We start from the raw sequence: 11,789 nt of genomic DNA, 5'->3' as shown, positions 1-11,789 counted from the left end.
CACCCGCTCCCGCCTGGGACGACTCGTCCGTCAAGGATTCCTCGACCAACCCGGACGCGGCCGGTACCAGAAACGGACTTAACGTCCTCTCAGACGTGCGTGACTGGGTACCCGAAGAGTCCTGGGGGAGATCGATGCGTGAGCCCGACCCGAAGCCGTATTGGAACACCAACGTCGCCCGGCACCCCGCCATCCTCCGAGCCGTTCCCAAAGGGTGTGGCGATGCGCTGGACGTCGGCTCCGGGGACGGACTGCTGGCGCGGAGGCTGGCCGGGCGAGCGAAGCGAGTGACCGGGATCGACACGTCGCCGGAGATGATTGCTTGCGCACGCGAGCTCGCCGCCGGTCACCCGAACCTCGATTTCATCGAGGAAGACTTCCTCACGGCCGACCTCCCCGCCGCGGGCTACGACTTCATCTGCTCGGTGACTGCGGTCCATCACATGGACTTCGAGGCGGCGCTCACTCGCATGCGCGAGCTGCTGCGGCCCGGCGGAACGCTCGTGGTGGTGGGCCTGGCCCGCGAGGCGAGCGCGGCGGAATGGGCAACGATGATCGCCACTGCTCCGGTCGTACGGATCGCGAAGGTGCTGCGTCGCGCGCGCGGCCCGGAGGGGATGCCGGTCGCCGACCCACAGATGAGTTACGGGCAGGTACAGGCTGCCGCGCGACGACTGCTGCCCGGCATGCGCTACCGCCGACATGTGCTCCGCCGGTACTCGGTGATCTGGGAGAAATACGACTTCGGGACAGGCTGATGAAGGCCAGTCACCGGCGTCGCAGTAGCGTGCTGCGGCTTCTGCGGATACCCAGCAGCCTGGCCATCCGCTCGCCGGCCCGGCCCGGCCCGGCCCGCGAGCGCCAGTCCCGGCCCGGCGACCGCCGAACGCATTCGCTCCGTGCTCTGAGTTCCTCCGAGTACGGCTCGTCGGCGACCGCGACTAGATCGGTCAGGGTCCAGCCGAGCGGGCCCGCAATGGCGGACAGCGGCTGTCGGCGGTGCGGGGCCGGGGCCCAGCGCCACACCATCCCGTGGAGTGTGCTGAGGGACAGTCCCATGAACGGCAGTTCGCGGATGCCGAAGCCGCGATTGCGGATCAGCGCGCCGAGCACAGCGGCGAACCTGGTCCAGGCGGGACGGCGCCCGGCCACGCCGACTGCACGGGGGGTTCTGGAGCGGCGACGCGGGGCAGTGAACGGACGAATGCCTCCAGCGCCGCGAGCTGCGAGTGGTCGCAGTAGCTGACGTGGTAGGCGAACTGCCTCATGACCCCGGCGTCGCGCTCCGGGGGAAGGAGTTCCGCCGGCACCGCCTGGCCTGCGACGACGAGAAGGTCGGCGGCCGGTATGTCGAGTTCGGCGGTAAGTTCGGTGAGTCGCTGCGGGGCGGTGTCGGTTCTGCTCGCGGCGAGGCTGCTCAGGATGGCGGGACCTTGCCACCGTGATCCCCCGACCGGCTCCTCCACCACTGCGACGTGATCTCTGTCAACGGACCCAGCTACCGGGTCAAGAACAGGCTCAAGAAGAGGCTGAAGGCCATCGGAAGGGATGCGGACGTGGCCTAACGGATCGTTCCGCAGCAGGATCGAGGCGTGCTCAGTCGTTGTCGATTCGTTGGAGGATCTGGGCGAACTCGCCGGAGTCGAGCAGGTCGGCGATCACCTGGGTCATGCTGTCGATGCCGGGCTCGCGGACGATCAGGCCGTCCGAGCAGCAGAAGTAGCGACCCTCCAGGGCTTCGCCCGTCCGTTCCCAGGTCTCCATCAAGCGCTTGACTTCGGCGACGGTGAAGACGGTGGCGCTCCACCGTGATCCGTCTTCCAGCCGGACCTCGGCATCGACGTTGCACACCGCATCCAGGTCCTCGTCGGGGCTGGGCAGGAACGAAGCCTCGAAAGCGTCCGCGCGGACCCGGTACCAGGGCCCGTCCCAATCTCGTTCGACCGACCCGGTTGATGCGCTGCGGCTCATCCCGCAATTCTTTCGGGTCGGCTTGCCGACCTCAACCAACTCCCCTTCGTCCCGCTGCCGCACGCGATCGCCTCATCCCGGATGAGTTGTCGGAACGCAGCGTGGCCTGCTTGGACGGCCCCGAAAACCGGACCCGTCCATCGGCTCTGTCGACCGATCTTGTGACGTCTACCTGAGCGAGTCCGTCAGTGCGCACAGCTCATCCATGAACCGGCTCGGCGGCGAGGGCGTGAACTGGGCGTCGTTCCACTGGTGCCACAGCGCTCCGGGGGCGAGGAAGCGGCCGGCGTGTTCGGTTCCAGCCTGACTGTCGATGTGGAGGAGCGCGCCGAAGGCTCGAACGTGCCCGGCTGCGGCGTCGAGTTCGGGACAGGCCGCCCGGACCTCTTGGGAAGCTCTGGTCGCGTACCTCTCGACGGAGATGGCTGGCGTTTCGCATCCGTGGGTGAACGCTGGTGTGCACCGACTCGACTGCCACGTTGGCCAGATGCGGCCGAACCTCCCGCCCCCCTTGGATCGCACGACCACCAGAAACGATCGAACAGCTACAACATCGCAAGACCGACGACAGAACCCGTTCATCCGTACGCAATCGCGGCGCTCAAGCCATACGCCGACAACGCCAGTGAGCCGAACGAATTTCGGTCGAGGCCTGGCCGCGGCCGAACGCCCGGGCTTGGGGATCGAGGTGGTTTGCCGTGACCGCGTCTGTTTTTCCGGAGACCGATTTCAGCCCTTGCCCCTGCGATCAGCCGCTGAAAGCATGACTCCGTCCGGCCGTACCCTGGCGGGCCCCTCCGCCGATGCGTGTGCCGGGTAGCGACCTTCGGGGGAACCGTCTCATGCTGTCTCACCGTACTTCGCTGCGGACCGCCATCGCCGTCCTCGGCGCCGGCGCCGTGCTCACCCTGACCATGTCAACGCCGGCCGTCGCCGCCAGCGAGGGCGACCACTGGCTCACCACCGCCAACTGCACCGCCGACCAGAAGATCGAGCTGCAGCTCTACAGCGACGGCCTTTACCACGACTTCCAGGCCATCGACCCGACCCGAACCGACGGCCGCTGCGAGTTCGCTCTCCTGGACGGCCGATTCGGGTGGGACTCCTTCAGCGGTGCCCAGTCCCCGTGGTACTACGACGGCCCGGGCCACTCCTACCAGGCCTACGTCATCGACCACACCTCCGGCCAGGTCGCCTACGGCGTCCGCAACTGATCCCGAGCCAAGCCGAGGAGACGTGTGTGGCCGGCCGCCTGCCGTCCACACACGTCTCCTCCGGGGGCCGCCGACAACGAGTCTTCGTGGTGCGGGTGCTCTCCTCGCTGAGCAACAACTGCTCCGGGTAGTCGCCGACAGAGCCCCACGTTCCCGACGACGGTGCGGGGGCACCTCGTTCGGACATCGGAGGTCCCTGTCGATCTTCCGCCCAGGGGAAACGGAGGCAGCGCTCCTGGAAGCGTCACCGTGGCGGCGCTGCGGACGGCCAGCATCGGCTTCCCCGACACGGCCAGTGCTGTTGCACCGTCGACCGCGACCGCTGCGCGGGGGCGGAGATCGGTCCACGGCCCGAGGAAGGACATGCGGTCCGGTTCGTCGATGCCCTCCGCGCCGCGAGCACGGGGCCCGACGCGAATTTTCCGCGGAAAATCGGCTCTCCTTCGAGGCCGCCGAAAACCACCCACGGCGCGGGCTCGCTCGCATCGCTACGGTGCCCCGGCGCACTGGGCGCGTGTACACGACTGCCACGGCGAGAGGGGCCGGAAGCACTCACCCCGTCATCAGATGCTCGCCGGACGAGCGGTTGCCGTCGCCACGAGCGCACCAGGACGGTGGCATCCACGTGGCTGCCACCGGTCTGACGTTCGTGCTCGCCGACGTGCCTTGGTCGGATCCCGGGTAGCAGTTCTCGTCAATGACCGGTTCCCGTTCGAGCGTCCATGCCCGGGCGTCAGGGCCGTCGAGGGCGACGATGTCCTTGCCTGTGAGCAGGAGAATTCTCCCCGCATCGACTCCGAATTCCCATGGACTGCAGGCCATTTCAATGGGGGAGGGGAGCATGGAGCCGGAGCTCTCCTGCTGGGATTTGACGCGGGGACTGCCGTCATTCCTGATGGGTTCTGAGCACAGGCCCGACAATCCTGGCCGACGCTGCCCGACGAAGTTGGTCGGTGGTGGAACGGCCACACCGTCAAGGTCCTGTTGGGGCGGCCGAGGTTGTCCTTGCCCGGGCGGCGCAGGCCGGCCTTGGCGTACTCGCTCCGGAGGCAGGGACGGGCATGAGCCGGCCCCGGCGAGTGATGCCGCGCAGTAGTGGCAACTGTGGCTCAGCTTGGTGGAGTTCGGCGAGCAAGGAGAGAGGTAGGTGCGGACGACGGTGATGGCCACCGGGTCGCGGTTGACGTACGCGCGGCCGGTGGACCAGTGGGCGTGCGTGTGGGTGCGCTTGCCGGGGCACGGGCGTGCTCGGCGGCCTGGTTGCGGATCAGCTCGGCGGTGGCCTTCTTCGGCGGCCAGGGCCTCACCGTCTGCAGCGCGTCTGTCGGAGTTATTTGTGTTCGGTGTCCCGCGCTGCCATGGTGGGCATCATGAAGATCACGATCACTGTGGAGAACCCGACCCCAGAGGTGCTCGAGAAGCTGCTCGCCCTCGCCGCCACGCCGGCTGCCGTCGTCACCGCAGTACCCGACGACCGCTGGACGCCGGAGCGGGCCCGCTCGTACTACGACCGCCTCCCGCCCCGGGCCCAGCAGATCCTGCTCCAGGTCGTCGAAGGGCAGGGCGAGTGCGCCGCCGACGAGTTGAAGGCGAACGGCCGCAACCTGCGGGGCTCCACCGGTGCCTTCCGGCGCGTGCTCTCCGAGGGCAAGCGCACCGGCCTCTGGCCGGAGGCCCTGCCCGTGCCGCTGGTGTCCCACATCGTCGGAGGGCAACTCAAGAAGCTCGAAATGCCGGGTTTTGGCACTGACCGGTATTCGCACCCCGTTTTTGAAGAGGGTCTGCGTGATCTGCTGTTGAATCGACGCTGAAAACCGCCTTCGACCGGTGTTCCTATCCGTGCAGGATCCTTGTCGGGAAGGATTGGCACGGCGCCCGGTCACGTGCGGGGAGTAGCTTTCCCGATCCGCAGAGGGCCCCCGGTTCTCGCTAACGTCCGTCACGTCCTTCCCCGCGCCAGTTACGGCGGACTTCATGTCAGGCGCGGATGACAGCAGGCAGCTTCCGAAGCATCTCGTGAAGGTGCGAGACGGCCGAATTGCGCTGTCGCATCCGCACGTGCCGGGCCTCGGCCTCCCCGGAACGGGCGGTGGTACACACCACAAGGCGGCGGGCGGAGTCCTGGTCGACGGGGGAGGGGCCAGCTCCTCTTCAAGATCAGTGACGCTGGCGAAGTTGAGGACGGTCCGTACTTCCTCAACTTCGGGTACGGATACGGTTTCGGCTTCGTCAGCCCCGACCACTGCGGAGGCCGTTTCTGCTAGGAGTGCTCATGAGCGCCCAGCATCGCCATGACGACTGACGACTCGCAGTCCGGTTGCAGGGGGCGTGACCACCTGGCGCCAACAAGACCACCCGGTTCGGCAGGACCAGCACCACCACCATCGACGTCAGAGGGCGCGGCTTCCCAACGGTGGCGGTGATCACTAAGGTGTGGAAGCTGTGAGCATGCGTAAATCCGGTGACGACCTGTGGGAAGAATTCGTCAAGGAGTTTGAGAAGAGCAACGCGGCGGAGCCGAGTGTCGCCGAACAGGCGCGCCAGCCCGTGCGACGAAAGGCGCGACGTCGGCTGCTGCTTCCGGTGGTCGCTGCGCTGCTGGTGGCAGCGGGCGCGGGGGCGTACCTGCTCCGGCCGGTGAGCCCTGCTCCGGCCGCATCGCCCGCGCTGGCTGCGCCGGCATCGTCAGATCGCTCGCCGTACGTGGCGACGCCGTCGATCAGTGCTCCGTCAACGGCATTCGGCGCTCCGGTCTCGGCGATGCCGCTGTCCGTCTTTCCGGCACAGGTCCAGGCGCAGGTGCAGGGATACACGCTGGTGGCGGGCGTGGCGCGCTCGAACTGCACCGGCCCGGACACCGTGGCGCCGACCCTCGCCGGGTTGATCACGCAGGGCCACGGCTGTCTCGGAGTCGACCTGGCGCTGTACAAGGACGCCGAGGGCAACCAGTACAACGTGGCGGTGTTCACCATGGCGGACCCTGGCGACGGCGTGCACCTGGTGAGCTTTCTCGGCTCCCACGCCGACTCCTTCCAGGTCGCCATCCATGTCCCGCCCACGGATTCGGGCCTGCGCCGGTTGCCGACCGACAGCGGCCGTGTGCAGGGCTTCGCAGCCTACGGGCACGGCGTGGTCGTCGGTTCGGCCCAGTGGTCCGACGGCCGGACCGCAGACCTCGACAAGCTGTCCGATCAGCTCTCGCCGCTGACCGACGCTGTCATCAAGAACGTTCCCGCCTGACGGAGCGGCCCCGCCCGACTCGGTCCTCCCGCCAAGGGCGCGGCGCCCTTGGCGGCAGGGAGGCGAAGCGCCAGCCCTCACTGGAGGCACCGCGCCTCGATCGCCTGAGGGCTGAGAGCTGAGAGCTGAGAGCTGAGGGCGTGTGGGAAGACGAACTCGCTGACTGGGCGGCGGTCGCCGGTGGCGGCGAGTGGCGGCGAGCTGGCCCCACACCCGCAGGGTCAAGGCCTGCTGGGTGTGAGGCGGCGGCACATGGGGGTCAGGGCAGGAGGACGGCCTTGCCGTGGTTGCGGTGGGCTTCGAGGTCGGCGTGGGCCTGGGCGGCTTCGGCCAGGGGGTAGGTGCGCCAGATCGGCAGGCTGAGCTTTCCGGTGGCAGCCAGCTCCACGAGTTCGGGGAGGGCCTGTCCGCCCTGGTCCTCGGCGCCGGTGCTGAAGCGCACACCGTGCTGCTGGGCCGCCATGTCGGCGATGGTGATGACCTTGGCCGCGTCGCCGGTCAGGGCGACGGAGTCGGCGAGGAGGCCGGCGCCGGAGGCGTCGAAGACGAAGTCCACCCCGCTCGGAGCCGCGGCTTTCACCCGCTCGACCCAGCCGTCGCCGTAGCGGACGGCGGTGGCTCCGAGCGCGGTGACGCGCTCCAGGTCCTTCTCGCCGACGGTGCCGATGACGGTGATGCCGCGGATGGCGGCCAGCTGTACGGCGACGACCCCGACGCTGCCGGCGGCGCCGTGGACGAGCAGGGTCTGACCCGCCTGGACACTCAGCTGGCCGAGGACGCGGTGTGCGGTCTGGCCGACCGTGACCAGGGAGGCGGCGAGCTCCCACGACAGGGCCGCGGGCTTGGCCACCGGCCGCTCCAGCAGGGCGTACTCGCCGTAAGCGCCGCCGACCGTCGCCCCGAGGACCTCGTCCCCGACGGCCGCGTCGGCTCCCTCGCCGACGGCATCGACGACACCGGCCGCATCCAGGCCCGGGATCACCGGGAAGCGGGCCGGGGCGACCTTGGCCATCAGGCCGGAGCGGATCTTCAGGTCGAGCGGGTTCACCGAGGCGGCCTTGACCTTGATCCGGACCTGGCCGGGGCCCGGCTCCGGCAGGGCGACCTCGGTCGGCCGCAGCACCTCGGGCGCGCCGTACTCGGAGAAAGTGATGGCAGTGGACATCGGAAACTCCCAGGTAGGAGGGGTGGAGGAAGTACGCGTCGTGACCCACGGTGTGGCCGGGAGGGCGGCCGCGCCGGCAGCCACGCCGGTCAGGCGCTGAGGGTGGGGTAATCGGTGTAGCCGCGGTGGTCGCCGCCGTAGAAGGTGGCCGTGTCCGGGGTGTTGAACGGGCCGCCGGCGGCCAGGCGGGCCGGCAGGTCGGGGTTGGCGAGGAACAGGGCGCCGTAGGCGACCATGTCCGCCGTCCCCTCTTCGACCAGCTTCAGCGCCTCGGGGCCGGTGACCTCCGGGTATGTGAAGGGGTTGAGGACGAACGTGCCGGGCCAGGCCTTGCGCAGCCGCGTGGTCAGGTCGCGGTCCGGGCCTTCCATCAGGTGCAGGTAGGCCAGGTCCAGGCCGGCGATCCGCTCGGTCAGGGCCTCGTACGCCTCGCCCGGCTGGGGCTCGGCGATGTCGTTGTACGGGTTCCCGGGCGAGATCCGCAGCCCCACCCGGTCGCCGCCGATCGCCTCCGTCACGGCCGTGACGACCTCGACGGCGAAGCGGATCCGGCCCTCGACGCCGCCGCCCCAGCCGTCCGTGCGCAGGTTGGTGTTCGGGGCGAGGAACTGGTGGACCAGGTAGCCGTTGGCGCCGTGGATCTCCACGCCGTCGAACCCGGCCTCCGTCGCGTTGCGAGCTGCGGTGGCGAAGTCGGCGATCGTCTGCCGGATCTCCGCCTCGCTCAGCTCCTTCGGCGTCACGTACTCCTTCGGGCCCTCGTGGGTGAAGACCTGGCCCTTGGCGGCCACCGCCGAGGGCGCCACGGGCACCAGTCCCCCGGGCAGCAGGCTCGGGTGGCCGATCCTGCCGGTGTGCATCAGCTGCGCGAAGATCACTCCGCCCTCGCGGTGCACCGCATCGGTCACGCTCCGCCACGCCGCCACCTGGCCGGCCGTGTGCAGGCCGGGGGTGTCCGGGTAGCCCTGGCCGACCGGCGAGGGCTGGATCCCCTCGGTGACGATCAGCCCGGCGCCGGCGCGCTGGGTGTAGTACTCCGCCATCAGGGCGGTCGGCTCCGCGCCTGGCCCGTGGGCGCGGCTGCGGGTCATCGGCGCCATGGCGATACGGCTGGCCAGGCGGCGGCCGCCCAGAACGATCGGATCGAAAGCAGTGGTCATGGTCTCTTCCCTCGTGAGGAGTGATGGGCGGTGGCCCCGACGCATCCAACGTAACAGATGCCTGTCCGAACAAGTAAACACTCGGCCGCCACTTTCTGGTCGACATGGGACGCCCACGACGGACGCTGAACAGCGAAGTTTCGAACCGAAGGCGAGCAAACATCATGGGTAGCGCAGGCACGCGGTAGAGTTAGCTGCCCGATCAGCAAAGTGAGGAAAAGATGACAGAGCCCACCCCGGCGCCCCGGAAGGACCGCGCAGGAACGGTGCACGCAGCGAGCGTCCCGGTGCCGGCCGCCGCCGGCGGCGGGCCCATCAGCCATGCGATCTTCCGCCTCGCCCGCCTGCACCGCATGTTCGCCGGCCAGCTCCTCCGCAGCATCGGTCTCCACCCGGGCCAGGAGCTGGTGATGATGCACCTGTGGGAACTCGGCCCCCAGCGCCAGACCGACCTGGTGCGGCTGATGGACTCCGACGCCGCCACCATGACCCGCACCGTCCAGCGCCTGGAACAGGCCGGCTTCGTCCGCCGCCGCCCCTCGCCCACCGACAAGCGCGCATCCCTCATCGAACCCACCGCAGCCAGCCACGCCCTGCGCCGCGAGGTCGAGCAGAGCTGGAGCCAGCTCGAAGACCTGGTCACCGCGGGGCTCTCGGCCGACGAGTGCACCGAGGCCCTGAGCACCCTGGAACGCCTGGAACAGAACCTCGTCCAGGCTGCCGCCGACCCCAGCTGCGCCGCCGAGAGCTAGTGGCCGGCTCTGCATCTGGACGGCGCAACAGCATGTCCGAGCCGGTAGAGGAGCCTCACAGCCCCGTCACCTGATGGGGCGACGGGCGTCCACACAGCCGGCCCCGGACTCGTCAACGGGCGGCTTCCGCGTCGGGACCGGTGTCACGGCGTGTGGTCGCCGGGCGTGTACCGGCTCCAGTGAGCGCCCGGCGTGTGATCGCCGGGGCGTGTACCGACTGCAGGGAGCGCCGGTCTCGGCGGCGACGTAGGCGGTGGTGGCCTGGGTGTAGCCGAGTGCCTTGGTGACGACCGGGGGTGGGGCGTGGTGGAGGTGGGGCCGAAGGGCTGCCGTCCTGAGCGCGTGCCCGATCGGGGCGGCTGGTCCGCGCTTGATCAGGTCCTCGCTCCGCTTGATCAGGTGCTCGATCCGGGCGGCGCCGGTCGGGAGGCGGCGCGCCGCGCCGGTGCGGTCCGCGTCTCCCCTGGACACGGCCGCGTCTCCCCTGGTCAAAGCGCCGCGTGGACGCCCGGAGAAGACCCGACGGGTCGCGCCGGATCCGCCCAGGCGGTGCCGCCGCCCGCCTTCGCCGGCGGCGCCCGCCGCTGACTTGACGTTGGTCGGCACCCCAGCAGACTCCGGTCTTCACGGGTGATCATGTGGTCCACCCGGGCACACGGGGGAAGGCAGGGCCCGCGATGAGGCGTGGCAGGAACGAAGTGGCGGCGTTGGCAGCGGCGGCACTGGTGGCAGTGGTGGTGATGGGCGGTCCGGCAACGCGCCCGGCGCTGGCCGACGCCGCGCCGACACACACCGCTTTCATGCAGGTCGTTGCGCACGAGGACGACGACATCCTCTTCATGAACCCGGACATGTCCCGGGAGTACGACGACCCGACGATGACGGTCTACCTGACCGCCGGGGAACTCACCCCCGCCCAGGTGACCGCCGGCCGGCAGAGCACTCCGCCCGAGCCCTACACGGACCCCTGCGACTACGCGAACTCCCGCGAGGCCGGCGCGCGGGCCGCCCACGCCCGGATGACCGGCCTGCCGAACACCTGGGACATCCGGGCCGCGACCTTCAACAGCCATGCCAGGTCCGGGCCGAGGTTCGCCGGGCGCAGCCGGATGTTGTAGTCGCGGTAGTTGCGCAGCAGAACGTGGTTCGGTCCGCCCGGTACCCCGTAGGCGCGGGTGGCGTCGCCGGCGAAGCGGGAGGCGCCGCGATGGTCGGAGTTGTCGCCGAAGTCGTGGGTGTCCGACTGGTAGGTGTTGCTCAGCGAGTAGACCTTCGGGTCCTGCGCGAGCACCACGTTCGGCGTGTACGCCCGCATGACGGCAGCGAGGGTGTTCACCAGGTCGTCGTGGGTGTAGTTCTGGGCCGGGTAAGCGGCGGTGTTGCAGTTCGTGCTGCTGCCATCGGTGCTCAGGCTGCCGAGTGTGGCGTTGGAGAGGCCGCCACCCTGGCTGTAGAGGTCGTCGAGCGAGGCCAGACCGTTGCCGGTGGCGCCGTTGCTGTCGCCGGACTGGTGGAGCTTGAAGAACACCAGCCTGGTCTGGTCGGCGTTCGGGGTGCCCCGCAGGGTGTCGACCTCGACCGTGGCCTCAGCCTGACCACCCAGACCGCCCCCAACCGGGCCTTCGCCACCACCTGGCAGGACCTCGGCTCGGTGATCGTCGGCGCCCCGGCCGCGGTGAGCGACGGCTCCGGACGGACCGTCGTGCTGACCCTCGGCAGCGACGCGCGCCTGCACGTCACGCGCCAGAGCACGGCCGGCACCGACAGTCCGTACGGCGTCTGGCAGACCGTCGGCTCCTGAACCGCGACGAACTTCGCCCCGGCGGCCCTTCGCCGGGCGAAGTTCGTGGTCTCTTTCGCCCCGTCGCCGACGCCGGAAGGCCGTTGCACGGCGAGCGGCCGGCCACCGGACGCGGGCCACGGACACGGGCCGGGCTGCGAGCGAAGCGTGGCGGGGTCGAGGGTGCGGGTGAGGGCGCGGACGGTGTGGTGGTCGCCGCCGCCGGCTCCGCAATCTCCGTTCCATCGCGCCGGCGCATGTGCCGGATCGGACCCCGTAGGGCAGCACGGAGGACCGCACATCAGAGTCGAGCACATCCCCCTCGCGTCCTTTCATCCGTTTCCGGCGGCCGGAGCGTCATGAGGGTATGAGGCGCGAATCCGTGCGCCCGGGGGCTCCGGATCCGACCCGTTCGACGAGTTCGTCGCGGCGCGGTACCAGGCCCTGCTGCGGGGGGCATACCTGATCACCGGAGACGTCCACGACGCCCGGGACCTATTGCACGAC

At 69.7% G+C, this 11,789-nt stretch carries 13 protein-coding genes and 1 pseudogene; 7 read left to right on the top strand and 7 right to left on the bottom strand.

Features of this window, described 5'->3' with window-relative positions; all coding sequences use genetic code 11:
• Positions 1 to 758: class I SAM-dependent methyltransferase (locus AC0B61_RS33310; protein WP_471745630.1), on the top strand; the 758-nt coding region annotated here is incomplete at its 5' end.
• A 10-nt stretch (positions 759 to 768) separates the two neighbouring features.
• Here the strand turns inward: AC0B61_RS33310 and AC0B61_RS33305 are convergent.
• Positions 769 to 1,152, bottom strand: coding sequence for a hypothetical protein (locus AC0B61_RS33305; protein ID WP_471745628.1), 384 nt, complete (start codon positions 1,150 to 1,152; stop codon positions 769 to 771).
• A gap of 299 nt (positions 1,153 to 1,451) precedes the next feature.
• Between AC0B61_RS33305 and AC0B61_RS33300 the strand changes: the two are divergent.
• A pseudogene (locus tag AC0B61_RS33300) lies at positions 1,452 to 1,565 on the top strand (ATP-binding protein); the annotation flags it as partial.
• 31 nt (positions 1,566 to 1,596) lie between these two features.
• Here the strand turns inward: AC0B61_RS33300 and AC0B61_RS33295 are convergent.
• Complete coding sequence (locus tag AC0B61_RS33295; RefSeq protein WP_471745638.1) at positions 1,597 to 1,971, bottom strand: hypothetical protein; 375 nt, start codon at positions 1,969 to 1,971, stop codon at positions 1,597 to 1,599.
• Between the two features lie 168 nt (positions 1,972 to 2,139).
• Complete coding sequence (locus tag AC0B61_RS33290) at positions 2,140 to 2,553, bottom strand: DUF6000 family protein (protein ID WP_471745627.1); 414 nt, start codon at positions 2,551 to 2,553, stop codon at positions 2,140 to 2,142.
• 260 nt (positions 2,554 to 2,813) lie between these two features.
• On the opposite strand from AC0B61_RS33290, the gene AC0B61_RS33285 reads away from it, so the two are divergent.
• From AC0B61_RS33285 to AC0B61_RS33275, 3 genes are all read left to right on the top strand, one after another.
• Positions 2,814 to 3,185 carry a hypothetical protein gene (locus tag AC0B61_RS33285; protein WP_471745626.1) on the top strand — a complete coding sequence of 124 codons (372 nt, stop codon included), beginning with the start codon at positions 2,814 to 2,816 and terminating at the stop codon, positions 3,183 to 3,185.
• 1,370 nt (positions 3,186 to 4,555) lie between these two features.
• On the top strand, positions 4,556 to 4,996 hold the full coding sequence (locus tag AC0B61_RS33280; protein WP_471745624.1) for a hypothetical protein: 441 nt from the start codon (positions 4,556 to 4,558) through the stop codon (positions 4,994 to 4,996).
• Between the two features lie 631 nt (positions 4,997 to 5,627).
• Positions 5,628 to 6,425 (top strand): hypothetical protein, encoded by a 798-nt coding sequence (locus AC0B61_RS33275; RefSeq protein WP_471745622.1) that lies wholly within the window; start codon positions 5,628 to 5,630, stop codon positions 6,423 to 6,425.
• Between the two features lie 259 nt (positions 6,426 to 6,684).
• Here AC0B61_RS33275 and AC0B61_RS33270 read toward each other — a convergent pair whose 3' ends face one another.
• Complete coding sequence (locus AC0B61_RS33270) at positions 6,685 to 7,590, bottom strand: NADP-dependent oxidoreductase (RefSeq protein ID WP_471745620.1); 906 nt, start codon at positions 7,588 to 7,590, stop codon at positions 6,685 to 6,687.
• Positions 7,591 to 7,679: 89 nt separating this feature from the next.
• Complete coding sequence (locus tag AC0B61_RS33265) at positions 7,680 to 8,750, bottom strand: alkene reductase (RefSeq protein WP_471745618.1); 1,071 nt, start codon at positions 8,748 to 8,750, stop codon at positions 7,680 to 7,682.
• 221 nt (positions 8,751 to 8,971) lie between these two features.
• Between AC0B61_RS33265 and AC0B61_RS33260 the strand changes: the two genes are divergently transcribed.
• Positions 8,972 to 9,502, top strand: coding sequence for a MarR family winged helix-turn-helix transcriptional regulator (locus tag AC0B61_RS33260; protein WP_471745616.1), 531 nt, complete (start codon positions 8,972 to 8,974; stop codon positions 9,500 to 9,502).
• Between the two features lie 66 nt (positions 9,503 to 9,568).
• On the opposite strand, the gene AC0B61_RS33255 is transcribed toward AC0B61_RS33260, so the two are convergent.
• Together AC0B61_RS33255 and AC0B61_RS33250 are read right to left on the bottom strand one after the other, a co-directional pair.
• Positions 9,569 to 9,973 (bottom strand): hypothetical protein, encoded by a 405-nt coding sequence (locus AC0B61_RS33255; protein ID WP_471745615.1) that lies wholly within the window; start codon positions 9,971 to 9,973, stop codon positions 9,569 to 9,571.
• A 502-nt stretch (positions 9,974 to 10,475) separates the two neighbouring features.
• Positions 10,476 to 11,030 (bottom strand): hypothetical protein, encoded by a 555-nt coding sequence (locus AC0B61_RS33250; RefSeq protein WP_471745613.1) that lies wholly within the window; start codon positions 11,028 to 11,030, stop codon positions 10,476 to 10,478.
• On the opposite strand from AC0B61_RS33250, the gene AC0B61_RS33245 reads away from it, so the two are divergent.
• Complete coding sequence (locus AC0B61_RS33245; protein WP_471745611.1) at positions 11,013 to 11,303, top strand: DUF8189 domain-containing protein; 291 nt, start codon at positions 11,013 to 11,015, stop codon at positions 11,301 to 11,303. The genes AC0B61_RS33250 and AC0B61_RS33245 overlap by 18 nt on opposite strands.
• Positions 11,304 to 11,789 lie beyond the last annotated feature (486 nt).

Source organism: Kitasatospora sp. NPDC023385 (assembly GCF_055664045.1).
The sequence above is the reverse complement of the archived record's forward strand: the minus strand, read 5'-3'. Positions and strand labels throughout refer to the sequence as shown.

Coding starts and splice junctions, on each gene's coding strand:
- AC0B61_RS33295 (WP_471745638.1), bottom strand. CDS start 1,971: ATGAGCCGCAGCGCATCAACCGGGTCGGTCGAACGAGATTGGGACGGG.
- AC0B61_RS33290 (WP_471745627.1), bottom strand. CDS start 2,553: ATGAACGGGTTCTGTCGTCGGTCTTGCGATGTTGTAGCTGTTCGATCG.
- AC0B61_RS33285 (WP_471745626.1), top strand. CDS start 2,814: ATGCTGTCTCACCGTACTTCGCTGCGGACCGCCATCGCCGTCCTCGGC.
- AC0B61_RS33280 (WP_471745624.1), top strand. CDS start 4,556: ATGAAGATCACGATCACTGTGGAGAACCCGACCCCAGAGGTGCTCGAG.
- AC0B61_RS33270 (WP_471745620.1), bottom strand. CDS start 7,590: ATGTCCACTGCCATCACTTTCTCCGAGTACGGCGCGCCCGAGGTGCTG.
- AC0B61_RS33265 (WP_471745618.1), bottom strand. CDS start 8,750: ATGACCACTGCTTTCGATCCGATCGTTCTGGGCGGCCGCCGCCTGGCC.
- AC0B61_RS33260 (WP_471745616.1), top strand. CDS start 8,972: ATGACAGAGCCCACCCCGGCGCCCCGGAAGGACCGCGCAGGAACGGTG.